The 24,530-nt window shown below is 42.3% G+C and carries 24 protein-coding genes and 1 pseudogene; all 25 read right to left on the reverse strand.

Annotated features, from left to right (window positions below; genetic code table 11):
- Positions 1–159 precede the first annotated feature (159 nt).
- The gene (gene rpsO / locus PUN35_RS05675; protein WP_003220957.1) at positions 160–429 is read right to left on the reverse strand and encodes a 30S ribosomal protein S15; all 270 of its coding nucleotides are present in this window, start codon (positions 427–429) and stop codon (positions 160–162) included.
- 156 nt (positions 430–585) lie between these two features.
- Complete coding sequence (gene ribF / locus PUN35_RS05680) at positions 586–1,536, reverse strand: bifunctional riboflavin kinase/FAD synthetase (RefSeq protein WP_014479803.1); 951 nt, start codon at positions 1,534–1,536, stop codon at positions 586–588.
- Between the two features lie 18 nt (positions 1,537–1,554).
- Positions 1,555–2,484 (reverse strand): tRNA pseudouridine(55) synthase TruB, encoded by a 930-nt coding sequence (gene truB / locus PUN35_RS05685; protein WP_014479802.1) that lies wholly within the window; start codon positions 2,482–2,484, stop codon positions 1,555–1,557.
- 81 nt (positions 2,485–2,565) lie between these two features.
- Positions 2,566–2,919: a 30S ribosome-binding factor RbfA gene (gene rbfA, locus PUN35_RS05690; RefSeq protein WP_009967251.1), complete on the reverse strand. Its 354-nt coding sequence runs from the start codon at positions 2,917–2,919 to the stop codon at positions 2,566–2,568.
- Positions 2,920–2,935: 16 nt separating this feature from the next.
- Positions 2,936–3,214 (reverse strand): DUF503 domain-containing protein, encoded by a 279-nt coding sequence (locus tag PUN35_RS05695; RefSeq protein ID WP_003231905.1) that lies wholly within the window; start codon positions 3,212–3,214, stop codon positions 2,936–2,938.
- The gene (infB, locus tag PUN35_RS05700) at positions 3,211–5,361 is read right to left on the reverse strand and encodes a translation initiation factor IF-2 (protein ID WP_014479801.1); all 2,151 of its coding nucleotides are present in this window, start codon (positions 5,359–5,361) and stop codon (positions 3,211–3,213) included. The genes PUN35_RS05695 and infB overlap by 4 nt, the downstream gene beginning before the upstream one ends.
- Before the next feature lie 19 nt (positions 5,362–5,380).
- Positions 5,381–5,683, reverse strand: a complete 303-nt coding sequence (locus tag PUN35_RS05705) for a YlxQ family RNA-binding protein (RefSeq protein WP_003220946.1) — start codon at positions 5,681–5,683, stop codon at positions 5,381–5,383.
- A gap of 1 nt (position 5,684) precedes the next feature.
- A complete protein-coding gene (gene rulR / locus PUN35_RS05710) occupies positions 5,685–5,960 on the reverse strand; it encodes a glucose-induced regulator RulR (RefSeq protein ID WP_009967250.1) in 276 nt (91 codons plus the stop codon).
- A 13-nt stretch (positions 5,961–5,973) separates the two neighbouring features.
- Positions 5,974–7,089, reverse strand: coding sequence for a transcription termination factor NusA (gene nusA, locus PUN35_RS05715; RefSeq protein ID WP_003231912.1), 1,116 nt, complete (start codon positions 7,087–7,089; stop codon positions 5,974–5,976).
- A gap of 34 nt (positions 7,090–7,123) precedes the next feature.
- Positions 7,124–7,594, reverse strand: a complete 471-nt coding sequence (gene rimP, locus PUN35_RS05720) for a ribosome maturation factor RimP (protein WP_003231915.1) — start codon at positions 7,592–7,594, stop codon at positions 7,124–7,126.
- 329 nt (positions 7,595–7,923) lie between these two features.
- The gene (locus PUN35_RS05725) at positions 7,924–12,237 is read right to left on the reverse strand and encodes a PolC-type DNA polymerase III (RefSeq protein WP_014479800.1); all 4,314 of its coding nucleotides are present in this window, start codon (positions 12,235–12,237) and stop codon (positions 7,924–7,926) included.
- Between the two features lie 108 nt (positions 12,238–12,345).
- A complete protein-coding gene (gene proS / locus PUN35_RS05730; RefSeq protein WP_003231918.1) occupies positions 12,346–14,040 on the reverse strand; it encodes a proline--tRNA ligase in 1,695 nt (564 codons plus the stop codon).
- A gap of 32 nt (positions 14,041–14,072) precedes the next feature.
- Complete coding sequence (rseP, locus tag PUN35_RS05735) at positions 14,073–15,341, reverse strand: RIP metalloprotease RseP (protein WP_010886508.1); 1,269 nt, start codon at positions 15,339–15,341, stop codon at positions 14,073–14,075.
- A gap of 6 nt (positions 15,342–15,347) precedes the next feature.
- On the reverse strand, positions 15,348–16,499 hold the full coding sequence (gene dxr / locus PUN35_RS05740) for a 1-deoxy-D-xylulose-5-phosphate reductoisomerase (protein WP_014479799.1): 1,152 nt from the start codon (positions 16,497–16,499) through the stop codon (positions 15,348–15,350).
- A 61-nt stretch (positions 16,500–16,560) separates the two neighbouring features.
- Positions 16,561–17,370 carry a phosphatidate cytidylyltransferase gene (gene cdsA, locus PUN35_RS05745; protein ID WP_031600506.1) on the reverse strand — a complete coding sequence of 270 codons (810 nt, stop codon included), beginning with the start codon at positions 17,368–17,370 and terminating at the stop codon, positions 16,561–16,563.
- A gap of 3 nt (positions 17,371–17,373) precedes the next feature.
- Entirely contained in the window at positions 17,374–18,156 is a 783-nt protein-coding gene (locus PUN35_RS05750; protein ID WP_003231925.1) for an undecaprenyl pyrophosphate synthase, read from the reverse strand.
- 130 nt (positions 18,157–18,286) lie between these two features.
- Positions 18,287–18,844: a ribosome recycling factor gene (gene frr / locus PUN35_RS05755; protein ID WP_003231927.1), complete on the reverse strand. Its 558-nt coding sequence runs from the start codon at positions 18,842–18,844 to the stop codon at positions 18,287–18,289.
- Position 18,845: 1 nt separating this feature from the next.
- On the reverse strand, positions 18,846–19,568 hold the full coding sequence (gene pyrH / locus PUN35_RS05760) for a UMP kinase (protein ID WP_003220923.1): 723 nt from the start codon (positions 19,566–19,568) through the stop codon (positions 18,846–18,848).
- Between the two features lie 145 nt (positions 19,569–19,713).
- Positions 19,714–20,595 carry a translation elongation factor Ts gene (gene tsf / locus PUN35_RS05765; RefSeq protein ID WP_003231929.1) on the reverse strand — a complete coding sequence of 294 codons (882 nt, stop codon included), beginning with the start codon at positions 20,593–20,595 and terminating at the stop codon, positions 19,714–19,716.
- Positions 20,596–20,696: 101 nt separating this feature from the next.
- Positions 20,697–21,437, reverse strand: coding sequence for a 30S ribosomal protein S2 (gene rpsB, locus PUN35_RS05770; RefSeq protein WP_003220918.1), 741 nt, complete (start codon positions 21,435–21,437; stop codon positions 20,697–20,699).
- Positions 21,438–21,580: 143 nt separating this feature from the next.
- Complete coding sequence (gene swrB / locus PUN35_RS05775) at positions 21,581–22,084, reverse strand: swarming motility protein SwrB (RefSeq protein ID WP_033881672.1); 504 nt, start codon at positions 22,082–22,084, stop codon at positions 21,581–21,583.
- 28 nt (positions 22,085–22,112) lie between these two features.
- Entirely contained in the window at positions 22,113–22,877 is a 765-nt protein-coding gene (gene sigD, locus PUN35_RS05780) for an RNA polymerase sigma-28 factor SigD (RefSeq protein ID WP_003220911.1), read from the reverse strand.
- 22 nt (positions 22,878–22,899) lie between these two features.
- On the reverse strand, positions 22,900–23,400 hold the full coding sequence (gene cheD / locus PUN35_RS05785) for a chemoreceptor glutamine deamidase CheD (protein ID WP_003244852.1): 501 nt from the start codon (positions 23,398–23,400) through the stop codon (positions 22,900–22,902).
- Positions 23,397–24,027 (reverse strand): annotated as a pseudogene (gene cheC / locus PUN35_RS05790) (CheY-P phosphatase CheC). The gene cheD and the pseudogene cheC overlap by 4 nt, the downstream one beginning before the upstream one ends.
- A gap of 18 nt (positions 24,028–24,045) precedes the next feature.
- Positions 24,046–24,516 (reverse strand): chemotaxis protein CheW, encoded by a 471-nt coding sequence (gene cheW, locus PUN35_RS05795; protein WP_003231938.1) that lies wholly within the window; start codon positions 24,514–24,516, stop codon positions 24,046–24,048.
- Positions 24,517–24,530: the final 14 nt, after the last annotated feature.

Consider the following 24,530-nt stretch of genomic DNA (forward strand, 5'->3'; position numbering starts at 1 on the left):
CCTCTCTTCGTTGTGTGAAATAATCAATTACTCCTATTATGAACGAAATGAATTGAACATATCAATGTCAAAGTAGTATGTAAAAGGATTTCAATGATTTGTTATAAGAAATTTCGCTTTAATACGATAAAAAAGCGGGAATCCTCCCGCTTTTTACGATTATCGACGTAAGCCTAGTTTGTTAATTAACTCACGGTAACGAGTTACGTCTTTATTACGCAGATACGTAAGAAGATTACGACGCTTACCTACCATTTTAAGAAGACCGCGACGTGAGTGGTGGTCTTTCTTGTGAGTACGTAAATGCTCGTTCAAGTTGTTAATTGAGTCAGTTAGGATAGCGATCTGAACTTCTGGAGATCCAGTATCAGATTCGTGTGTTTTGAACTCATTGATGAGTTGGTTTTTACGCTCTTGAGTAATTGCCATCCTGTTTCACCTCCAAATCATATTTAGCCCCAGTTACCTAGCAACCGTCGGTGACTTCGGATTGCCAAGCAATGGTTTTAAGACTACGAAAACTATCATACTAAAAATCGTGCCTATATGCAAATATTTTAGAATAAAATTTGCGTGCGTTGCAAGTTATTTCCGCAAATTGCTGAAATAACGGATGGCTTCCTGCTTATCTTTCTCAATTTGCTCTGTTAATTCTTTGATACCATTGAATTTCCGCTCGCTCCGAATCCGTTTGTACCATTCGATTTTTATAGCGGCTCCATATACCTCTTGATCGAAATCAAACAGATTGACCTCGATGGAAGGCTGCTCAGGGCGCTTTTCATAAAACGTCGGCTTATAGCCAATATTGCAAACGCCATTGTAAACTTCGCCGTTCACTTCCGCTTTTACGGCATATACACCTGTGGGCGGAACGATATAGCTGTTATTTAAACCGACATTCGCTGTCGGAAACCCGATGGTCCGCCCTCTTTTATCACCATGAATGACAATTCCTTTAATAAAATAAGGTTGTCCAAGCAAGACATTCGCCAATTCAACATCTCCGTTTTGAAGCGCAGTACGGATATACGAAGAACTGATTTTTTTATCCTGCTCCGTTAATTTTTCTACCATTGTGCACCCAGCTTTTCCGTCTAAATCATCCGGCATGGTCTTCATTGTTCCCTTGCCGTATTTGCCGTACGTAAAGTCAAAGCCTGCCACTGCGTGCTGCACATTAAGGCCGATAATATACTGGTCTATAAACTGCTTAGGAGAAAGAGAAGCAAACACTTCATTAAATTTAACGACATACAGAACTTCTGTACCTAATTGTTCAATTTGATTTATTTTGTCTTCAAGAGGCGTAATCAGATCCTTAGGTTCCTTATCTCTGCCCAACACGTGAGAAGGATGGGGATGAAAGGTCATCACAGCCAATGTCAGACCTTTTTCTTCGGCTATTTGCTTCGCTGTGCAGATTACCTTTTGATGCCCGAGATGAACGCCGTCAAAATATCCTAACGCCATCACTGATTTTGCCTGCTCCTCTTTTATTAAATGATGAGGATGTGTAATATGTATCGTCTTCACAGAACGGTCACCTTTTTTCTATTGTTCGCTTTTTTGCATCAATACTTTTGCCGGCTTTAACAGCCCTTTTTTTGCAGGATGAGGGAAATAGATCGCCAAACAGGTTCCAGATTCAGTAAAGACGGCGATACGGTCTTCACTTGTCATTTCAGAAAACTGCTCGGGCGTCTCAAGCAAAGCCCCATTTTCTACTTTCTTAGCTAATGTATCACTTATGATCCATTTCGGCAAATGATTGAGCGCACGTTCAATAGGAACTGTATGCTCTTCCACGGTTCCGGATTGGGCCTGTGCTTCGAGCTCATCAAAAGTAAAGCATTCGTCGAGAGAAAAATCTCCGGATGCCGTACGGATTAAATGAGACATATGAGCCGGATATCCGAGCTTTTCTCCGATCATGACCGCCAGCGTCCTTACATAGGTCCCTTTGGAGCAAGTCACTGTAAACCGGAAGCTTGCGGTTTCTCCATGATGTTTAATCTCTGTCGTCAGGGCAATGTCTTCAATGGTTATCATACGTTTCGGACGTTCTACTTCAATCCCTGCTCTTGCGTATTCGTATAATTTTTTGCCGTTTACTTTTACAGCGGAATACATGGGCGGAATTTGTTCTTGTTTCCCCTTTAAACTGTTTAAAACCTTTTCTACATCCGCTTTATCAATGTCGTGATTGACAGGCTTTATTTCCACCGTTTCTCCGGTTTGATCCTCTGTAGTGGTTGAAAAGCCAAGCGTTATTTCTGCATCATACGTTTTAGATTTTTCAGTTAAGTATTCGACTATTTTTGTCGCTCTTCCTACACAAATCGGAAGCACGCCTGACACTTCCGGATCGAGCGTTCCTGTATGTCCTACTTTTTTTGTTTTTAACAGCTTTCGGATCTTCATGACACAGTCGTGCGATGTCATGCCAACAGGTTTATGTAAAAGGAGAACTCCGTTAACCATTTGCCTTTCACTCCTTCTTTTGAGCTTTTTTCTTTTAAACGAAGAAAGAGGACAGACGATATACGCCTATCCTCTCATTTTTTATTCAGATGGTTTCTCTGAATGTAATTCGTGAATCAGTGTTTCGATCCGATTCCCGTAATCGATTGATTCATCGAACTCAAATTCAATTTCAGGCGTTTTTCGAAGTCTGATGCGGCTGCCGATTTCGGATCGGATAAATCCTTTCGCTTTTGCCAGCCCTTTCAGCGCTTCTTCCCGTTTTTTCTCGTCACCGAGAACCGAGATATACACCTTTGCAATTTGCAAATCACCTGATACACGTACATCCGTTACTGTCAGAAAACCAATTCTCGGGTCTTTCAGCTTGCGGCTGATAATATCACCGAGTTCTTTTTTCATTTGCTCGCCGACACGGTTTGCTCTCATACTCAATTCAATCACCTCTAAGTTAAAACCACTCTGTCCTAGTGATCGTCCGTTCAATTTCAGGAAAAGAATCGATAAACGCTAGGACGCGTTGCAGTTCTTTTTCTGTTTGAACGCGAGAGGAAGAAACAGCGGCGATTCCGAAGCTGGTTCTTTGCCAGGTGTCCTGATAGCCAATCTCCGAAATCGAAACATTGAACTTGTTTTGAACCCTGGTTAAAACCCGCTTCAGAACGGCACGCTTTTCTTTTAGCGATCCTGCATCATAAATGATGCATTCACACTCCGCAAATCCGATCACGTTCTTTCAATTTCTTGCATGACAAACGCTTCAAGGATGTCACCTTCACGAATGTCATTGTATTTCTTAATTGTAATACCACATTCATAGCCTTGTGAAACTTCTTTCACATCGTCTTTAAAGCGTTTCAGAACATCTACTTCGCCTTCAAAGATGACGACGCCGTCACGAATTAAACGGAGGCCGCTGTCGCGCGTAATGGTTCCTTCAGTAACATATCCGCCGGCAATTGTACCGATTTTAGATACTTTGAATGTTTGGCGTACTTCTACTTGACCAATTACTTTTTCTTCATATTCAGGATCAAGCATACCTTTCATGGCAGCTTCAATCTCGTCGATTACTTTGTAAATGATACGGTGAAGTCGAATATCTACATTTTCAGCTTCAGCCGTACTCTTAGCATTTCCGTCCGGTCTCACATTAAACCCGATAACAATTGCATTGGAAGCAGATGCCAAGATAATGTCTGATTCAGTAATCGCACCAACGCCTGTATGGATGATTTTCACTTTAACGCCTTCTACTTCAATTTTTTGAAGTGCAGCCGTTAAAGCTTCAGCAGATCCTTGAACGTCAGCTTTTACGATGAGGTTGATGTCTTTTACATCACCTTGCTTAATTTGCTCGAATAAATCATCAAGACTGAGCTTCGCTTTATCGCTGCGCTGCTCTTCAAGCTGTTTCGAAGCACGGGCTTCACCGACAGAACGAGCTGTTTTTTCATCCTTAAAGACAAGGAATTGGTCTCCCGCTTGAGGGACATCATTCAAACCGGTAATTTCAACCGGAGTTGACGGGCCGGCAGTTTTCACACGGCGGCCAATGTCGTTAACCATTGCACGGACACGGCCAAATGTATTGCCGACTACGATCGGATCACCGACATGCAGTGTTCCAGTCTGTACGAGCAATGTCGCGACTGACCCTCTGCCTTTATCGAGTTCAGCTTCAATAACCGTTCCTTTTGCCTGACGGTTCGGATTCGCTTTCAGTTCCTCTACCTCACTGACAAGCAAAATCATTTCAACGAGCTCATCAATGCCTTTTCCAGTTAAAGCGGAAAGCGGCACAAAAATGGTTTCTCCGCCCCAAGCTTCAGGGACAAGTCCGTATTCCGTCAGTTCTTGCATCACACGGTCAGGGTTTGCGGATTCTTTATCTATTTTATTCACAGCAACGATGATTGGAACCTCTGCTGCTTTTGCATGGTTAATCGCTTCAACTGTTTGCGGCATGACACCGTCATCGGCAGCTACGACAAGAATCGTAATATCAGTTACTTCTGCACCGCGTGCACGCATTGTTGTAAATGCGGCGTGGCCCGGTGTATCCAAAAACGTGATTTTCTTGCCGTTCTCTTCAATTTGATAAGCGCCGATATGCTGAGTGATTCCGCCTGCTTCTCCTTCAACAACCTTTGTTTTACGGATGCTGTCAAGAAGCGTTGTTTTCCCATGGTCAACGTGGCCCATGATTGTCACGACAGGAGGACGAATTTCAAGATCCTCTTCATTATCAGGCTCTTCGTATTTTTCCAGCTCTGTTTCTTCAAGCACAATGACCTCTTCTGTTTCAACACCATATTCTGATGCAATGAGTTCGATTGTGTCTTTATCAAGCTCTTGGTTAATAGTTGCCATTACGCCAAGAAGCATCAGCTTTTTAATGATTTCTGAAGGCTCTTTGCCAAGCTCTTCAGCAAGTGCGCCAACTGTTAAAGTGCCAGAGAATGTAATTTTCTCAGGAAGCTCTTTTTTCGGCTTTACAGGCTTTTGCTGATGTTGGTTTTTATTATTGTTGTTGTTGCGTTTATTTTTTTTGTTGTTGTTATTCTTCTTGTTTTTGTTAAATTGATTATTCTGCACGTCATTCTTCTTTCCGTCTCGAATTTTATTTGGTTGATTTCCAGCTGATTGCTGATTAACCCCTTGTGGCTGTTTGTTTTTGTTCGTTTCTGCTGGCTTTTGAGATTTAGCAGCTGCGCCGCCTTTTTTATATTTGGCATCTAGCTTTTTAATGGCCTTTTCTTCAAGCATGGCCATGTGATTATTCACTTCTAAATCCATGTTCTTCAGTGCGGTCAAAATTTCCTTACTTGAAACATTTAACGCTTTTGCATATTCGTATACTCTCATTTTAGCCATTCGTTCACCCCCAAAAATATTAATCGAGCAAGCTGATCAGCTTATTCGCAAAACCTTGGTCAGTGACGGCGACAACGACACGGGCTTCTTTACCGATAGAGCGTCCAAGAACCGCGCGACTCTCGACTTTTTTATAAGGGACTTTATAATAATTGCACTTGTCAGTTACTTTTTTTGCTGTGTTAGATGATGCATCCTCTGTAAGCAGGACAAGCTTTGCACGCGCATTCCTGATTTCTTTTATTACCAAGTCTTCGCCTGACACGACCTTACGAGCTCGATTGGCCAGACCCAGCAAGGGAAACCATTCCATTCCAGACATTTTATTTTTTCACCTTTTCCGCCAGTTCCAGCAATTCATCGAAAATCTGGTCATCGATTTGTGATTGAAATTGATTTTGCAAAGTGTTTTTCTTTTTTGCTGCTAAGATGCACTCTTTATCCAGCGTTAAATAAGCACCCCGCCCATTCTTTTTTCCGGTCGGGTCTACTGAGATTTCGCCTTCTTTCGACCGTACAACTCGGATCAGTTCCTTTTTAGGCTTCATTTCACCAGTCACTACACATTTGCGTAATGGGATCTTTTTGTGTTTATTCACCTAAAGTCACCTCTTATTCATCCGATTCAGCAGTTTCAGGCTCCGTAAAGAGCGGCTCATCATCTTCTTCAAGTTCTCTCGGATAGATTCCAAGTTCTCTTGCGTCCGTTTCGCTCTTAATATCAATCTTCCAGCCTGTCAGTTTAGCAGCTAAGCGTGCGTTTTGTCCTCTTTTGCCAATTGCCAGAGACAGCTGGTAATCAGGAACAATAACAGTTGTCGCTTTTTCTTCTTCATTAACAATGACATCAAGCACTTTGGAAGGGCTGAGCGCATTCGCGACAAATTCTACAGGATCACTGGACCAGTTGACAATGTCAATTTTTTCACCTTTTAATTCATTGACGATTGCTTGCACACGCTGGCCTTTAGGCCCTACGCATGAACCGACAGGATCCACGTCAGGATCATCTGTGCGAACAGAAATTTTTGAACGGTCGCCGGCTTCTCTGGCAACAGATTTTAGCTCGACAGTTCCATCATAAATTTCAGGCACTTCAATTTCAAACAAACGCTTTAACAGGCCTGGATGTGTTCTTGACACATAAATCTGCGGGCCCTTCGTTGTTTTTTCTACTTTTGTGATATATACCTTAATGCGGTCATGAGGTTTGTAGCTTTCATTCGGCATTTGCTCATTAACCGGCAGCAAGGCTTCGATTTTGCCTAAAGACACGTAGATAAATTTATTGTCCAGACGCTGGACGATCCCTGTCATGATGTCTTCTTCACGGTCGATAAATTCAGAATAAATCACACCGCGCTCAGCTTCGCGCACACGCTGTGTAACGACCTGCTTCGCTGTTTGAGCAGCTATGCGCCCGAAATCCTTAGGTGTAACTTCGATTTCGACGACATCGCCGACCATATATTCCGGATGGATGCCCTGCGCCTCTTCAATTGAGATCTCTAATCTCTGGTCGTATACTTCGTCAACGACATCTTTTCTTGCAAATACACGGATGGAGCCAGTTTCACGGTTTAGATCCACCCGTACATTTTGCGCTTGATTAAAATTCCGCTTATAAGCAGAAATTAACGCAGCTTCGATTGCTTCGATGATAATTTCTTTACTGATGCCTTTTTCTTTTTCAAGAATCGTGAGAGCATCTAATAATTCACTGCTCATTTAACGGTCTCCCCCCTTAAAACATTTGTATTCATTAGAATGTAACAGCTAATCTTGCATTAGCTATCTTTTCATACGGAATATTGATCCGTTTCTTTCTTGTTTTGATCGTGATCTCAACTGTCACTGTTTGTCCATCAAATTCAGCCAGTTCACCTTCAAACACTTTTACGCCGTCAATAGGCTCATACGTCTTAATGTATACGTTTTTTCCTAGTGATTTTTCGAAATCGGCTTTTTTCTTTAGCGGACGCTCAGCTCCTGGAGATGAGACTTCAAGAAAGTAATTTTGGCTGATTGGGTCTGCCTCATCAAGCTTTTCGCTTAAAGCTTCGCTTACTTTGGCACATTCCTCAATATCCACACCGTCATCGGAATCAATAAACACGCGAAGGAACCAGCTTTGGCCCTCTTTGACAAATTCAATGTCAACGAGTTCCAGCTGAAGGCTGTCTACGATTGGCTGAGCCATTTCTTGAACGGTGTCAGTCACTTTTTTGCTCATGTTCTTCCTCCTTGTGCTGTCGATCTCATATTCGTCTCGTCACTCTGCATAAAAACCCTGCTTCAAAAGAGCAGGGGCTAAAAAGTAAACGATGAACATGTCGAGACAAAATTCTCCTGTTCAATACAAAAGAGCGGGTTTCCCCACTCTTTGCCTCGGTAATCGTTAGCATTTCCAATAAAACTATACCATAACCATATTTTTATTGCAAATGGATATACGCTTACCTTCATACCTAAGCAAGTGACAGAAACTCTAATATTACGATGGCACTTTTTGCGCTTATGTATGCATAGAAGCAGAATTTCTGAGAAATTCTGCTTTCCATATTAGAACAGTGACAATTGGTTTTGATCAGGCAGTGACTCCAGACAGCCATGGCGATCTAAGTACTCTAAAATCGTTTTTGATACTTTCCCTCTCTTTTGCAAATCTTCTTTTGAGAGGAACTCGCCTTCTTCGCGAGCTTTTACAATGTTCAAAGCAGCGTTCGTCCCTAATCCTGGAATAGAGTTAAACGGTGGAATAAGACTGTTGCCGTCAATAATAAACTCTGTAGCGCTGGAGCGATATAAATCGACTTTTTGAAATGAATAGCCTCTCTCACACATCTCAAGCGCTAATTCTAAAACAGTCAGAAGGTTCTTTTCCTTCGGTGAAGCATCAAGGCCTTTAGCGTTTATATCCTCCATTACCGCTCTGATTGCTGTAGAGCCCTTGATCATTGTATCGATATCAAAGTCATCTGCACGAACGGTAAAATAAGCCGCATAATACAAAAGAGCATGATGCACTTTAAAGTAAGCAATGCGGACTGCCATTAAGACATATGCCGCGGCGTGGGCTTTCGGGAACATGTATTTAATCTTTTTACAGGAATCAATATACCAGTCTGGGACATTGTTATTTTTCATTTCTTCTTCCCATTCAGGCGTTAATCCTTTTCCTTTACGCACGAATTCCATGATTTTAAAGGCAAGGGACGGCTCAAGGCCTTGATAGATTAAATAAACCATAATGTCATCACGGCAGCCGATAACCTCACTCAGCTCACAAATATTATTGTGGATGAGCTCCTGTGCATTGCCAAGCCATACATCAGTTCCGTGAGACAAGCCTGAAATTTGAACGAGCTCAGAAAAAGTGGTCGGCTTTGTATCTTCAAGCATCTGCCGGACAAATCGGGTTCCGAATTCAGGAATTCCAAGAGTGCCCGTTTTACAGCCAATCTGTTCTTCAGTCACACCGAGTGATTCGGTTCCCTGGAAGATCTTCATCACTTCAGGATCATCCGTCGGAATTGTTTTCGGATCTATTCCGCTTAAGTCTTGAAGCATCCGAATAACAGTCGGGTCATCGTGTCCGAGAATATCAAGTTTTAACAGGTTGTCATGGATGGAGTGGAAATCAAAATGAGTCGTTTTCCACTCTGAACCTGTGGCATCTGCCGGAAACTGGATCGGTGAAAAATCATAAATATCCATATAATCCGGAACTACGATAATACCGCCAGGGTGTTGTCCAGTTGTACGTTTTACACCTGTGCATCCCTGTACGAGCCGATCTATTTCGGCACCGCGCATATGAAGATTGTTGTCTCCGGCATAGCCTTTTACATAACCGTAGGCTGTTTTTTCTGCCACCGTGCCTATTGTTCCCGCACGATATACATTGTCTTCCCCGAACAATACTTTTGTGTAATTGTGTGCTTGCGGCTGATATTCCCCTGAGAAGTTCAAATCGATATCAGGTACTTTGTCCCCTTTAAATCCTAAGAACGTTTCAAATGGAATATCATGGCCCTCTTTTTTCAAAGGCGTTCCGCAATGAGGACATGTCTTGTCAGGCAGGTCAAAACCAGAACCGACAGAACCGTCATTAAAGAACTCAGAATGCTGACACTCAGGACAAACATAGTGCGGCGGCAGCGGGTTTACCTCAGTAATCTCAGTAAGTGTCGCAACTAATGAAGATCCTACGGAACCACGGGAACCAACGAGATACCCGTCATCTAGTGAACGTTTTACAAGTTTGTGAGAGATCAAGTAAATAACAGCAAATCCGTGGCCAATAATACTCTTTAACTCTTTTTCAATACGCGCTTCGACAATTTCAGGCAGCTCTTCCCCGTAAATACTTCTTGCACGCTGATAGCTCATTTCTCTGATCTCTTCATCGGCGCCTTCGATTTTCGGCGTATATAAATCATCTTTAATCGGCTTGATGTCATCAACTAAAGAAGCAACCTTTTGGGTATTGGTGACTACGATCTCCTTCGCTTTTTCTTCACCTAAGAAAGAAAAAGCTTCAAGCATTTCGTCTGTCGTTCTGAAATGCACTTTCGGCAGTTCATGCCTATTCAGCGGATTTGCCCCGCCTTGTGAGGATATTAAAATCTTTCTGTAGATTTTATCCTCATCATTCAAGTAATGAACATTTCCCGTAGCAACAACCGGTTTATTAAGCTTTTCCCCCAGCTTCGTGATATTCGCAATAATTTCTTTCAGCGCTTTTTCATCACGGACCAGTTCAAGCTCCAGCAAGTGACGATACACTTCAGGCGGCTGAACCTCAAGGTAATCATAGAATGACGCGATATCTTCCACCTCTTCAGGCGATTTTTGCATCATTCCCTCAAAAACCTCTCCCCTGTCACAGGCAGAACCGATCAGCAGCCCTTCCCTGTATTTCTCAAGCTGAGATCTCGGAATACGCGGCACTCTGTAAAAATAATGAATATGAGAAAGTGACACAAGCTTAAATAAATTTTTAAGTCCCGTGCTGTTCACGGCAAGTAATGTTGCATGATACGGTCTTGATCTTTGATAAGCATTGGACTGACCCATATTTTCATTCAACTCATCATGGTACTGAATACCTTTTTCAGCTGCGTCTTTCAGCATTTTCAGAAGCAAATAAGCGGTTGCCTCAGTATCATAGATCGCACGGTGATGCTGTGTGAGTTCGATATCAAACTTTTTACAAAGTGTGTTCAACCGGTGGTTCTTAAATTCAGGATAGAGAAAACGTCCTAGTTCTAGCGTGTCAATGACTGGGTTTTTAGCTTTATCGACTTCAAGAAGCTTTTTATAGGCTACATTTAAGAATCCCATATCAAAGCTTGCATTATGAGCGACAAGGATATCATCGCCAATCCATTCTCTGAAATCTCTTATTACATCTACGACATCCGGAGCGTCTTGTAGCATATCATCAGTGATCCCTGTCAGCTCTATGATTGTGGCTGAAAGTGGACGATGCGGGTTCGCAAACGCCTCAAATTTATCAATAATTTCTCCGCCTTTTACTTTTACTGCAGCCAGCTCAATAATGGTATCGTATACAGCAGACAATCCTGTCGTCTCAACGTCAAAAACAACATATGTTTCTTCTTCGAGCAGACGATGTGCGGCATTATAAGCAATTGGCACGCCATCATCCACGAGATTCGCTTCCATCCCGTAAATCATTTTAATTCCATGCTTTTTGGCCGCAGAATACGCATCAGGGAAGGATTGAACGACAGCATGGTCGGTTAAAGCGATGGCCTCATGCCCCCATTTTTTCGCCTGTTCGACAAGCTTTCCGATACCCGTAACAGCATCCATTTGGCTCATTGGGGAATGAAGATGCAATTCCACTCTTTTTTCTCCTTCAGGTGCTGAATCTTCACGGGTTTTTGCTTTTATTTCGTTTACGTCATTTGCGATCATGACAAGGTCTCTGACAAATGTATCATTTTGAATGCTTCCGCGTGCTTTTACCCACATTCCTTTTTTCAGAGACTTCATCAGTGCCGCATCTTCTTTTTCACGTGCAAACATTTTGATCAAAATACTATTTGTATAGTCTGTAATTTTGAAGATACACAGCGTGCGCCCGCTCTTCAGCTCGCGCGTCTCCACATCAAACACATAACCTTGGACCGTAATTCTCCGTTCTTCGTCCATGATGCTGTCAAGTGTCCGGATTTCCTCGTTATCTTTAATTTGATAACCGATAACAAGAGGACCAGATGGTGCTTGGTCTTCATCACTTTCTTTATCTTTCTTCTCCATTTCAATCAAGGCCTGCATAGCCCGCTCTTGGTCTTCCGCAAGCTTTTGCTCCCGAAACTTTTGAACTTCCTGCTCGGATACAAATATTTCAGCATCAAGCTGAAGATCCGGAAAGCCAAATTGACGGTAGCCTGCTTGAATCATGGAACTGTATTTGTTTTTTAGCGCAGCCGCTTCTGTATCCGTTTTGGTTTTGACAATCAGTTTATTGCCCTTCAGCTTCGGTTTTTGCTGGTTTAAAAGACTGATAATCGGCGGCGAAATGCCCTGCAGTTCTTCAATGCAGCGTGACCAGTAGTCTTGAACGATACTTTCACTGACCTCGGCATCCTGAACTTCAATTGAAGATGTCACTTTTGCTATGTGGGCAAACGATTGCGTCAGCCTCGTTGTTAATGTGTCATATATTTGAAAAGGCAGCAAAGATTTAAATTGAAAATGAAAATGCCAAGACTTAGAAGCTTTGTGAATTGTCAGCTTTTTAATCTCGCCATGTTCAAAGTATGTCATGAAGGTATCATCTGTCATATTAATCTGCTGCAGAAGAATTTGAAACTGCCTTCTGTTTACTGATAACTGTTCCATTAAGACAGTATCCCTCCCTAAAAACATCATAAGTGAAGGTACCTCAGGCAATGAGGTACCTTCTATTATTTCTATTTTAACATGTTTTTTGATAAATCGTTATGGTGATTACTGCTTGCTGATAAACGCAGATAATTCGTCTACTGAAATCTCAGTTGACTCACCAGTTTGACGAATTTTCACTTCGACGATTCCTTCGTCAGCTCGTTTTCCGACAGTGATGCGGATTGGAAGGCCGATTAAATCTGAATCAGCGAATTTTACGCCGGCACGCTCAGCACGGTCATCATAGAGCACTTCATAGCCTTCCGCTTTTAAATCGGCATACAGCTTTTCAGCAAGCTCTCTTTGCCCATCGTTTTTCATGTTCAAAGCAAGAATATGAAGATCGTACGGCGCAACGCTTTTTGGCCATATTAAGCCTTTTTCGTCGTGATGCTGTTCAGCAATAGCAGAAAGCGTTCTTGACACACCGATTCCGTAACAGCCCATCAGCATTGGCTGCGCGCGTCCGTTTTCATCTAAATATGTCGCATTCATCGCTTCTGAATAGCGTGTTCCGAGCTTAAAGACTTGTCCGACTTCGATTCCCTCAGCAAAACGGATCGTTCCCTTGCCGTCTGGTGAAGGATCACCTTCTTTAATAAAACGAAGATCAGCAAATTCTTTAATTTGCGCGTCACGATTCACATTGACATTTTTATAATGATGATCTCCTTCATTTGCCCCGGCAACAGCATTAACCATTGCTTTCACAGCTTGATCGGCATATACTTCCACATCCTGATGAATACCGACAGGGCCTACAAAGCCTGGCTCTGTTCCGAGCTGCTGAATGACCTCTTCATGTGTAGCAAGCTCTACAACTTCTGCATGAAGCAAGTTTTTCACTTTAATATCGTTAACTTCATGATCCCCTCTTACAAGCACTAAGACAAAACGGTCATCAGCTTTAAACAATACTGACTTAATGCACGCTTCAGCCGAAACCTGTAAGAACGCAGTCAGTTCTTCGATTGTTTTCACGTTAGGCGTATGAACCTTCTCTAGAGCTTTAGGCTCTTCATCTGAAGGAACTTCCTGGTGAAGAACTTCAGCCATCTCGATATTAGCCGCGTACTGTGATTCATCAGAATACGCAATCGTATCCTCTCCGATCGCAGAAAGTGCCATAAATTCGTGCGTATCCTTTCCTCCCATTGCGCCTGAATCAGCGATAACAGGTCTTACATTAATGCCGCAGCGGGCAAAAATATTAGAATAGGCCTCGTACATTTTTTGATACGTTTCATCCAGGCTCTCTGCAGATGCATGGAAAGAGTACGCATCCTTCATAATAAATTCGCGGCCTCTTAACAAACCGAAGCGAGGACGTTTTTCATCTCTGAACTTAGACTGAATTTGATAAAGAGTCAGAGGGAGACGCTTATAAGATTTAACCTCATCGCGAACAAGCGAAGTGATAACCTCTTCATGCGTTGCCCCTAAAGCAAATTCACGGCCATGACGGTCTTTTAGTCTCATCAGTTCGGGACCATACGTATACCATCTGCCTGATTCCTGCCATGTCTCTGCCTGCTGCAATGCGGGCATGAGCATTTCTACGGCATCAATTTTCTCCATTTCCTCTCGAACAATCTGCTGAATGTTTTGAATCACCTTATACGCAAGAGGCATATAGCTGTATACCCCGCTCGTATTCTGTCTGATAAATCCTGCTCTCAGAAGAAGCTGATGACTTTTTGCTTCGGCATCAGCTGGAACTTCACGGAGCGTAGGAATAAGCGTCAAGCTTTGTCTCATTTCTTCGCACCTCTGATTGATTTACTTTTCGTTTACAAAAACAGCCGCTGGATATCGTTCCATGTGACAACCAGCATAAGAAGCATTAAGAAAGCTACTCCGATAAACACAACAAATGCTTCTTTTTCCCTGTTAATCGGTTTGCCCCGAATCGCTTCAATAAATAGAAACAACAGTCTTCCTCCGTCAAGTGCCGGAATCGGAAGCAGGTTGACAATCCCAAGATTAATGCTTAAAAACGCCGCAAACTGAAATAAATTCACGATCCCTGTTTTCGCCACTTGGTCTGTCATGTCATATATGCCGACAGGACCTGACAGCATATCGAGTTTAAATTGGCCTGTTACTAATTTGCTCAGATTGGTTAAAATGGCTTTGGTGACATCAACTGTTGATGTCGCGCCGTAAGCAACCGCTGAGAGTACGCCTTTTTCAGTCGGCGCATAGGAACCGAAACGTCCGATTGTTTTTTTGTTCTCATCTTTAACAGCTTCCGGAGTCACCGAAATATGAAGCGTTTTGTTATCTCTTTTTACTGCAACGTCCATTTCTTTCTCCGGGTTTTCTTTTACAGCGGAGACAATGTCAGTCCAAGACCTCATTTTCTCTCCGTTAATGCTTTGGATATAATCCCCTTCTTTTAGCCCTGCTTCAGCTGCCCGTCCATTGTCTGTCAGCTGCCCGAGCATAGGTTCATTTGACGGTACGCCTTGAATCAGCCCAAGCATCACTAAAATGACGTAAGCTAAAATAAAGTTCATAATCGGCCCTGCAGCAATTGCTTTAATCCGCTGCCACACAGGTTTGGAACCAAATTGGCGATTATACGGCGCAATCTGCACTTCTTCTCCGTCTACAATAAAAAAGGATGTTTCGCTGACAGTAAAGCTGGAAAGTTCGTCCTCTTTCCCCTGTTCATAACCGGTGATCTTCATGTCATGCTCTAAATCCGCTGTTTCCACTTCAATGACTAAAGCATCCGGATATTTTTCCTTTTGATTGATGATGACTTTCTCAACTTGATCTTCCTTATTAAACAGAAGCCCGACCGTGTATCCGGGTTTCACCTCAATCATTTCCGGATCTTCGCCGGCCATACGAACAAATCCGCCGACCGGAAGCAGCCTGATCGTATAAACTGTTTCATTTTTTTTGAAAGAAAAAATCTTTGGACCGAAGCCGATCGCAAATTCACGGCAGAGAATTCCCGCTCTTTGGGCTAGCAATAAATGGCCCAGTTCATGGAAGAAAACGAGCGTTCCGAAAATAATGATAAACGCTATAACTGTATTCACGAACATACCACCTTATGTGAGTATTGAATTGACGTATCCCCGGGTATCTTTGTCCACTTCTTGAATGTCCGCCAGGCTCGGTTTTTTCAGTAATTGATGGCGGGTTAGTGCCTTTTCGATACAGTCTTCAATAGCCAAAAACGGTATCTTGCCAGCTAAAAAGGCAGCGACAGCTACTTCATTTGCCGCATTTAGCACTGTCGGCATTGTTCCTCCTATTTTACCTGATTCAAAAGCAAATTGTAAGCATCGGAACCTGTCAAAATCAGCTTTCTCAAAATGAAGGCTGCCGATTTCCCATAATTCAAGCCTTTTCGCATCTGGTAATGGCAATCGGTCAGGATAAGTGAGCGCATATTGAATGGGGACTCTCATATCCGGAGTTCCGAGCTGTGCGATCACACTTTTATCATGGAACTCAACCATTGAATGGATGATGCTCTCCTTATGTAAAACCACATCAATTTGTTCATAAGGTACATCGAAAAGCCAGTGTGCCTCGATCACCTCTAATCCCTTATTCATCATTGTAGCCGAATCAATTGTAATTTTTGCACCCATTGACCAGTTTGGATGTTTTAATGCATCTTCAACAGTTACTGATTCGAGCTCCTCCCGCGTCTTGTCCCGAAAACTTCCGCCGGATGCCGTAATGATGAGGCGTTCAATGTTTTTAACCTGTTCGCCTTGAAGAGCTTGAAAAATGGCTGAATGCTCACTGTCAACAGGCAGCAGCGGAACATCATATTTCTTAGCATGTTCTTTTACTATATGCCCTGCAGTGACAAGAGTTTCCTTATTTGCAAGCGCAATTGTTTTTTTCTGTTCAATCGCCTTTAACGTCGGGATAAGACCGACGCTTCCAAGCAAAGCGTTGACAACAATGTCAACCTCCTCCATCACTGCTGCTTCTATCAGTCCTTCTTCTCCCAACCCGATTTGGCATTCAAAAGAAAAAGACATTTGTTTTAATTTATGATATGTATCCAGATCACCGACAGAGACAAACTTCGGCTGAAAGACCTCAATCATTGGAACGGCCTTATCAATATTTCTGCCAAACGACATAGATACCAGCTGAAATTGATCTTGATGTGCACGCAGTACATCAAGAGTCTGTTCGCCGATTGATCCTGTTGCTCCTAAAAGACAAATATTTTTCAAAGTTGCCACTACTCCTATTCTTATTGCTGCATGATCAGTCTCATATTCATATTAGACTTTTTTATGAAAAAAGGGCAAGCAGAAAGTACAAGAAAGGCATGACAAACAAGAAACTGTCAAAACGGTCTAATATACCGCCATGCCCGGGAAGAATTTTCCCAGAATCCTTTACATCGTAATGTCTTTTCAAGGCGGATTCCACTAAATCTCCAAGTTGTCCGAAAACAGACAAAAACAGCGTGATCAACAGCAGATAGATATACGGGATCGGAAGTTGTGCAACAAGCTGAAAAATCGTCGCCAATACAAGTGCGATGACAATTCCGCCTGCAAACCCTTCCACTGTTTTATTCGGACTGATTTCAGGCCACAGTTTCCGCTTCCCAAGCGATTTACCGACAAAATAGGCACCGGAATCGGTGGACCAAATGACAACACACGCATAAAAAATGTATGTTAATCCGTATTGGTCAAGATTTCTGATTTCGATAAAATAATGAAAACACATTCCGATGTAAATTGCTGCAAGCGTAATAAACCCGACTTCATCAAAAGTAAAGGTGTTCTTGACCAACACTGTGTAAGTCAGCAATAGCAGTACCGCAAATAAAGCGATTTCCATTTTGGAAATTCCGTCCGCTTCAAAAAACGAATACTGGCTTGGCAATAAGAACATCCACAATAATAAAAGACCGATCAAACCCGGCAGTGAAACCAGCTTCAGCTTTTTCATCCGTAAAAGTTCAAAAAGCGCCACACTGCCCATAGCATAAATTAATATGGTGAACGGCAATTTCCCGACAATAACCAAAAATAAAAATACAATTGCTGCCAGAACACCTGTCAAAATTCTTTGTTTCATGTCCACCATCCTCTAAATTCCGCCAAACCTCCGGCCTCTCTGCTGAAACTCTCCTAACGCCTGCAAGAAGTGATCTTCTTTAAAGTCAGGCCACAAGACGTCAGTAAAGACAAATTCACTGTAGGCAACCTGCCATAGCATAAAATTACTCAGCCTTATCTCGCCGCTCGTTCGAATTAAAAGTTCAGGATCCTGCAAAGATTCAGTCATCAAATAAGTAGAAAAAAGCGATTCATCAATGTCTTCAATATTCAAAGAGCCTTCCTTCACTTTTTCCGCGAGTGATTTTGCAGCACTGACAATTTCAGTACGGCCTCCATAGTTAAGAGCAAAATTAAGGATCATTCCGTCGTTTTGCGCCGTGTCCTGTACAGCTTTTTCAATCGCACGTAATGTGTGCGCCGGCAAAGCCGTTTCATCCCCAATGATCCGAACCTGTACATTTTCCTCAACAAGCTCTGGAAGATACGTATTCAAAAATTCTTCCGGAAGCTTCATTAAAAAATCGACTTCCATTTTCGGTCTTTTCCAGTTTTCTGTTGAAAATGCATACAATGTCAGTACTTTGACACCTAATTCGTTTGCGAGCTTCGTGGTCCTTTTTACCACCTTCATCCCTTCATGGTGGCCTGCAATTCTGGGAAGAGAGCGTTTTTTAGCCCAACGGCCATTTCCATCCATGATAATGGCGATGTGTTCGGGAATTTCTCCCTTAAGTATGTCTTCTTTTGTATAACGTTCTAAGTTGGAAGCCGCAGTTTGCTGATTCTTCCAATTTTTGAGTATGTTGAGCATGAGATTCCTCCGTCACCCAAAAAGGTTACATTCCCTGCTGATAATCAATGTAATCAACAGTATTAACAAAAAAACCCCCTGTAAACATGAGAGGGTCTTTTCACTATTATCTATTGTACATAGTTTTTCATTAAACTTCCATGATTTCTTTTTCTTTGTCTTTTGTGACACTGTCAATTTTTGACACATATTCATCTGTCAGTTTTTGAACGTCTTCAGTGGAAGCACGCAGTTCATCCTCAGTAATGTCTCCGTTTTTCTCAAGTTTTTTGAGATCATCGTTAGCATCACGGCGAACGTTACGAACAGCTACTTTTGCTTCTTCAGCGTATTTTTTTACAACTTTCACTAATTCTTTCCGTCTCTCTTCTGTTAGTGCCGGAATTGCAATTCGAATCATATTGCCGTCACTTGTTGGTGTAAGACCTAAATCAGCTTTTAAAATCGCTTTTTCGATATCGCCGATTGCTGTTTTGTCGTATGGTGTGATAACGAGCATACGAGCTTCAGGCACGTTAATAGAAGACAACTGATTTAAAGGTGTCTGCGCTCCGTAATATTCAACCGTTACTTTATCTAATAATGATGGATTTGCACGGCCTGCGCGTACAGTAGCCAATTCGCGCTGATAAGCAGCAATTGCTTTTTCCATTTTTTCTTTTGTTTGAGTTAATACTTCTTTTGACACGTTATTTCCCCCTCACGATCGTTCCGATTGATTCACCGATAACGGCACGTTTGATATTTCCTTCTTCCATAATAGAAAAGACGATAAGCGGAATGTCATTGTCCATGCATAAAGAGGAAGCTGTTGAATCCATGACTTCCAGGCCGTCTTTAAGAACGTCAAGATAAGAAAGTGATTCATACTTAACAGCTGATTCATCTTTTCTAGGATCAGCATTATACACACCGTCAACGTTATTTTTAGCCATCAAAATAACGTCTGCCTCAATTTCAGCAGCCCGCAGTGCAGCTGTCGTATCAGTTGAGAAATATGGGTTTCCTGTGCCCGCAGCGAAAATAACGACACGTTTTTTCTCTAAGTGGCGTATCGCTTTTCTTCTTATGTACGGTTCAGCAACTTGTCTCATTTCAATGGATGTTTGCACTCTGGACTGGATTCCGAGTGTTTCCAAGCTGTCTTGAAGAGCAAGCGAATTCATTACTGTCGCCAGCATTCCCATATAGTCAGCAGTCGCGCGGTCCATGCCCAGGTCACTTCCTGTTTTTCCGCGCCATAAGTTGCCGCCGCCTACTACAACAGCCACTTCGACTTCAAGCTCAGCGATTTCCTTCACTTGCTTTGCAATGGATTGAATGACAGTCGGGTTAATTCCATTTCCCTGTTCTCCTGCCAATGCTTCCCCGCTAAGCTTTAATACGATACGTTTGTATTTTGGTTTTTCCATGATAACCTCCAAGTGTAAACATTGCCGTTTTCTATTATGCAAGAGAAAAAAAGGTTTGTAAATATAGTTTTAAAAATAGGGAACACAAAATGTGTCCCCTATACTGCCTGAAAAGACGCGACTTAGCCGCGAAATCTTTTCACCATTATTTTTTCACTTGGTTCATTACTTCTTCAGCAAAGTTTTCTTGACGTTTTTCGATGCCTTCTCCAACTTCATAGCGGACAAAAGTTTGAACAGTAGCGTTTTTCGCTGCAATAACTTGTTTCACTTTTTCATCTGGGTTTTTAACGAACGCTTGGTCTAATAGACAAATTTCTTCGAAGAATTTGTTCAGACGGCCTTCAACCATTTTCGCTACGATGTTTTCAGGTTTGCCTTCTTGGAGGGCTTGCTGAGTTAAGATTTGACGCTCATGATTTGTTTCTTCTTCAGATACTTGATCACGAGAAATGTAACGAGGGTTAACCGCAGCAACGTGCATTGCGATATCTTTCGCAGTTTCTTCATCAGTTGTACCGTTGAGAACAGTTAATACACCGATGCGGCCGCCCATGTGAAGGTAAGCACCGAATGCAGAGCTGTCGTCTTTTGTAAGAACTGTAAAGCGGCGAAGAGTGATTTTCTCACCGATTTTAGCAACTGCGCTTGTGATGTACTCTTCAACAGTTGAGCCATTTTCCATTTTTTGGCCCATTGCTTCTTCAACATCAGCTGGCGTGTTTGCAAGAAGGTGGTCAGCTAAAGTGTTAAGAAGCTCTTTAAAACCTTCGTTTTTCGCAACGAAATCAGTTTCAGAGTTTACTTCTAGGATAACGCCTTTGTTGCCGTCAGTTTTAATAAGAGTAGAACCTTCTGCTGCGATACGGTCAGCTTTTTTCGCTGCTTTTGCAATCCCTTTTTCTCTTAAAAGGTCAATTGCTTTGTCCATATCTCCGTCAGTTTCAGTTAACGCTTTTTTACAATCCATCATGCCCGCGCCAGTTTTTTCACGCAGTTCTTTTACTTGCTGTGCAGTAATTGCCATTTGTATTCCTCCTTATATGTTTAAACAAGAGTATGTATATTACACATTTTTCTTGAAAAAAGGTGATAAAAGGCAGTCCCTCTTATCACCTTTTGAATAGGTTACGCAGTTGTTGTTTCTGTTTCTGGTGCAGTTTCTTCAGCAACTTCCGCTTCTTCTTCGCCTTGCTTCGCTTCTAAGATTGCATCTGCCATTTTAGAAGTTAGAAGTTTAACAGCGCGGATAGCGTCATCGTTCGCTGGGATAACAACATCGATTTCATCTGGATCACAGTTAGTATCTACGATACCGATGATAGGGATGTTTAATTTGCGAGCTTCCGCAACAGCGATGCGCTCTTTGCGAGGATCGATGATGAATAATGCATCAGGAAGATCCTTCATATCTTTAATTCCGCCTAGGAATTTTTCAAGACGCTCTAATTCTTTTTTCAATTGAACAACTTCTTTTTTAGGAAGTACATCAAACGTACCGTTTTCTTGCATTTTTTCAATGTCTTTAAGACGTTTAATACGTTTTTGGATTGTTTCGAAGTTTGTTAATGTACCGCCCAACCAGCGTTGGTTGACATAGTACATGCCAGAGCGTTGAGCTTCTTCTTTAACAGAATCTTGAGCTTGTTTTTTTGTTCCGACGAAAAGGATTTTTCCGCCTTCAGCAGCAAGATTTTTAGTGAAGTTGTAAGCTTCCTCTACTTTTTTGACTGTTTTTTGAAGGTCAATGATGTAGATTCCGTTACGCTCCGTGAAAATGTAACGCTTCATTTTTGGGTTCCAACGGCGTGTTTGGTGACCGAAGTGAACACCAGCTTCAAGCAATTGCTTCATAGAAATGACTGACATGTTATTTCCTCCTAATATAATGGTTTTTTTCCTCCGCTTAGGTCATTTTTGTGCAGAACTGCCGCCTGCAGCACCCTCTGCATAAATCGTTAAGCGTGTGTATTTAACACCAAGACATAATATAACACAGCTTTATCCGACAATCAAGAATCCTTTACACCTTTGGAGCGAAATTTTAAAAATAGCTCGATTTCTGTCTTTCCGCTCTTCATTTTCTGGGCAATTTGACTTGCCGAATATCCCTGTTCATATAATTCTATGACCTGGTCTTCAAATGATTGGACCTCACTGTTTACGAGCTCTTCCCGACGGTCAACCTCTGTAATCAGACCTTCAATATGTTCAGGAAGATTCTCTGCCTCTTGGACTGGATCCCGCTCTTGATATGTTTCAGAGGTCTGAAGGCCTGACTTTTGGGATTCTTCATCTGATTGACTTGCAGATGAAGCTTTATTTTCTATCAGTTTCTCATTTTCTTCTTTTAATTCAAGCAGAAATGCCGCCAAGGTGTTTTCCGTCTCTTCAAGTATCTGTTTTTGCTGTTTTTCTGTTTCTTTCACTGCAGCGAGCCTCGTATACAGGATAATGACAGCGTACAGAAGAACGCCGTGGAGCGTAAAGCTTAAAAGCCATAATAGTGTTGACATGTTTTTCACTCGCTAACCATGAAATTCATTATTGTATCACTTTTTCCAGCAGATTCTTTAATTTAAATAATGCCTTTGAATGGATCTGAGATATGCGGGACGTAGAAAGATTTAATACTTGTCCGATTTCTGTCAGTGTCAACTCCTCTTTGTAGAACAAACTGACAACCAGCTGTTCTTTTTCAGAGAGTTCGTGAATTTTTTCCGCAAGCTGTGCAATCAGTTCATCCTTCATAATCTTTTCTTCAGGCGGAACATTTTTGTCATCTCTGATCATGACTTGAATGTTTTCCCCATCATCTTGATCATGGAGCTTTTCATCAATTGACAGCAGATTTGCAAAAAAACCTTCATTCATTGTTGACACGACATCCTGTACCGTCATTCCGAGTTCCTCTGCAATTTCCGCGGGCGATACATTCCGAAGATACCGCTGTTCAAGCTTTTCAATTGCTGCTTCAACCTTTTTTGTTTTTTCGCGCGAGGTTCTGGGCAGCCAATCTTCTTTACGAAGCCCGTCTATGATTGCGCCGCGAATTCTAAACGAGGCGTAGGTATCAAATTTTAAGTCCCGGCTGGGGTCAAATTTTTCAAGGGCATCATATAAACCAAGCATACCAAGGCTCATAAGATCGTCTTTATGCACTGATTTCGGCAGCCCGACAGAAATTCTGCCTACATGATATGTGACAAGCGGCATGTAACGGCGCATTAAGTCGTCACCGGCTTTAGGATCTTTCCACTCTTTCCAGCGCGTCCAAAGCACCTGATCTTCATAATTCAAGGATTGCATTGTTATCCCCCTAATACCTTAATTAAATCGTTTTTTCACCTTGTTTAACAGTTCGAATATGCAGCATGCAGGACTTCGGTTCAAATTCTATCGTCCGGCCGCTTGAGCCGCCCGTATCTTCACTAATAATAGGAATATTAAATAAAGACAGCTGTTCTTTTATCGCTAATACATTTCTCGGTCCGATCTTCATCAAATCATTTGTCGATTTAAATTTAAACATCTCTGATCCGCCGGCCAGCTTTGCTTTTAATGCAAATTTCCGGCATCCCGCTTCTATCAGCATATCAATCGTGGTCTGTACGGCGGTGTCAGCGTACTTAGCCCGGTTGAGCTCGGCAGTTTTCGATAACGTCGAATCCGGAAGCATGACATGAACAAGACCCGCCGTTTGCTTTTCTTTATCATAAAGCACCAGCCCCACACATGAGCCCAAACCAGAGGTCCGGATGGTATCCGGGAAGCGGGCGATCTTCACGTCAGCAATCCCAACCTTTATAACAACAGCCTCAGTTGTACTCATAATGATGCACCTAAGGCGACAAAGAGCTTTTCAAATGAATCATAGTCCGGCAGCATAAACATATGCGCTTTCAGCTCCTGCTGATGGCTTTGGTCAAAAATTGACGTGTCGACAACAATGGCGTGTTCTCCAACCTGACTGAGCTCCATCAGCCCTTCGCTGATCACTGCTCCGAACATGTCCAAAGAGACTTCAGGAACACTTGGATAGAGCTGGAGTTTCGTCAAATCCGCCAAAGCTGTTAAATATGACCCCGCTAAAATATTGCCCAGTTCATGCAAAGCGGATGAGCTCATGTGGTCTTCACCTAAGTCCTCTATGTCAAAATCGGGGTTTCCAATCAGCTCTCTGATAAACTGCTCCGCCTGAAAAAAAAGGCATTATAAAGAACATTGAACCCGTTAAATCGCCTTCCATTCTTAAAAAGATGCTGGCAACCGGGACATCGGCGCCGCCGAAAAAATCAACAAGCTCATCAAAAGACAGCAGCTTTGCAAATGGGACTTCCATATCTATCTTTCTATTTAACAGCTGGGCCATTGCAGAGGCGGAGTGGCCGGCGCCTATATTGCCGACTTCCCGCAAAATGTCCATCTGCTCTTCTTTGATTCCATTAAAAATACTCATGTCATAACCCCTTTAAGATTAAGCTTGATCGGGCACAGCGGACTGAGATGATTCTTTATCCAAAACCGCGTTCGCATCAATAATATTTAAGAGTCTGTTCTCTTGTTTCACAATCTGTTCGATCGACACATCCGTATCTTTCTGAACGCCTTCTGGAGCAGATTCTATTTCACTTTCGTGTACGGTAATCACATCGTTCGCTTCATCCACAATCCAGCCGACTTCAATATCACGATAAGCAATAATGATAATTCGTGTTTCATCGGTAATTTCATACTCTGGCAAATTCAGGCGTTTTCTTAAATCAATAACCGGAGTCACCACCCCGCGTAAATTGATTACCCCGCAAATATATGGTTCGACGCCAGGTACCCTCGTTGGCTTTTGCCATTTTTCAATTGATTTCACCTGAGTGACGGAAATGGCATATTCTTTGCCATTTACCATAAAGACTATCATTTTTTCGCCTGTTTTAATTTCTGCAGTCATGTGAGACACCTCCT

Source organism: Bacillus sp. N3378-2at (assembly GCF_033412715.1).
Lineage (GTDB): Bacteria > Bacillota > Bacilli > Bacillales > Bacillaceae > Bacillus > Bacillus subtilis.

Coding starts and splice junctions, on each gene's coding strand:
- PUN35_RS05705 (WP_003220946.1), bottom strand. CDS start 5,683: ATGTCTGGAATGGAATGGTTTCCCTTGCTGGGTCTGGCCAATCGAGCT.
- cheW (WP_003231938.1), bottom strand. CDS start 24,516: ATGACTGCAGAAATTAAAACAGGCGAAAAAATGATAGTCTTTATGGTA.
- rimP (WP_003231915.1), bottom strand. CDS start 7,594: ATGAGCAAAAAAGTGACTGACACCGTTCAAGAAATGGCTCAGCCAATC.
- rpsO (WP_003220957.1), bottom strand. CDS start 429: ATGGCAATTACTCAAGAGCGTAAAAACCAACTCATCAATGAGTTCAAA.
- PUN35_RS05750 (WP_003231925.1), bottom strand. CDS start 18,156: ATGCTCAACATACTCAAAAATTGGAAGAATCAGCAAACTGCGGCTTCC.
- cdsA (WP_031600506.1), bottom strand. CDS start 17,370: ATGGTGGACATGAAACAAAGAATTTTGACAGGTGTTCTGGCAGCAATT.
- rpsB (WP_003220918.1), bottom strand. CDS start 21,437: ATGTCAGTCATTTCTATGAAGCAATTGCTTGAAGCTGGTGTTCACTTC.
- rseP (WP_010886508.1), bottom strand. CDS start 15,341: ATGTTCGTGAATACAGTTATAGCGTTTATCATTATTTTCGGAACGCTC.
- proS (WP_003231918.1), bottom strand. CDS start 14,040: ATGAGACAAAGCTTGACGCTTATTCCTACGCTCCGTGAAGTTCCAGCT.
- nusA (WP_003231912.1), bottom strand. CDS start 7,089: ATGAGCAGTGAATTATTAGATGCTCTCACGATTCTTGAAAAAGAAAAA.
- pyrH (WP_003220923.1), bottom strand. CDS start 19,568: ATGGAAAAACCAAAATACAAACGTATCGTATTAAAGCTTAGCGGGGAA.
- truB (WP_014479802.1), bottom strand. CDS start 2,484: ATGGTTAACGGAGTTCTCCTTTTACATAAACCTGTTGGCATGACATCG.
- sigD (WP_003220911.1), bottom strand. CDS start 22,877: ATGCAATCCTTGAATTATGAAGATCAGGTGCTTTGGACGCGCTGGAAA.
- infB (WP_014479801.1), bottom strand. CDS start 5,361: ATGGCTAAAATGAGAGTATACGAATATGCAAAAGCGTTAAATGTTTCA.
- swrB (WP_033881672.1), bottom strand. CDS start 22,084: ATGTCAACACTATTATGGCTTTTAAGCTTTACGCTCCACGGCGTTCTT.
- tsf (WP_003231929.1), bottom strand. CDS start 20,595: ATGGCAATTACTGCACAGCAAGTAAAAGAACTGCGTGAAAAAACTGGC.
- PUN35_RS05725 (WP_014479800.1), bottom strand. CDS start 12,237: ATGGAACAGTTATCAGTAAACAGAAGGCAGTTTCAAATTCTTCTGCAG.
- cheD (WP_003244852.1), bottom strand. CDS start 23,400: ATGAGTACAACTGAGGCTGTTGTTATAAAGGTTGGGATTGCTGACGTG.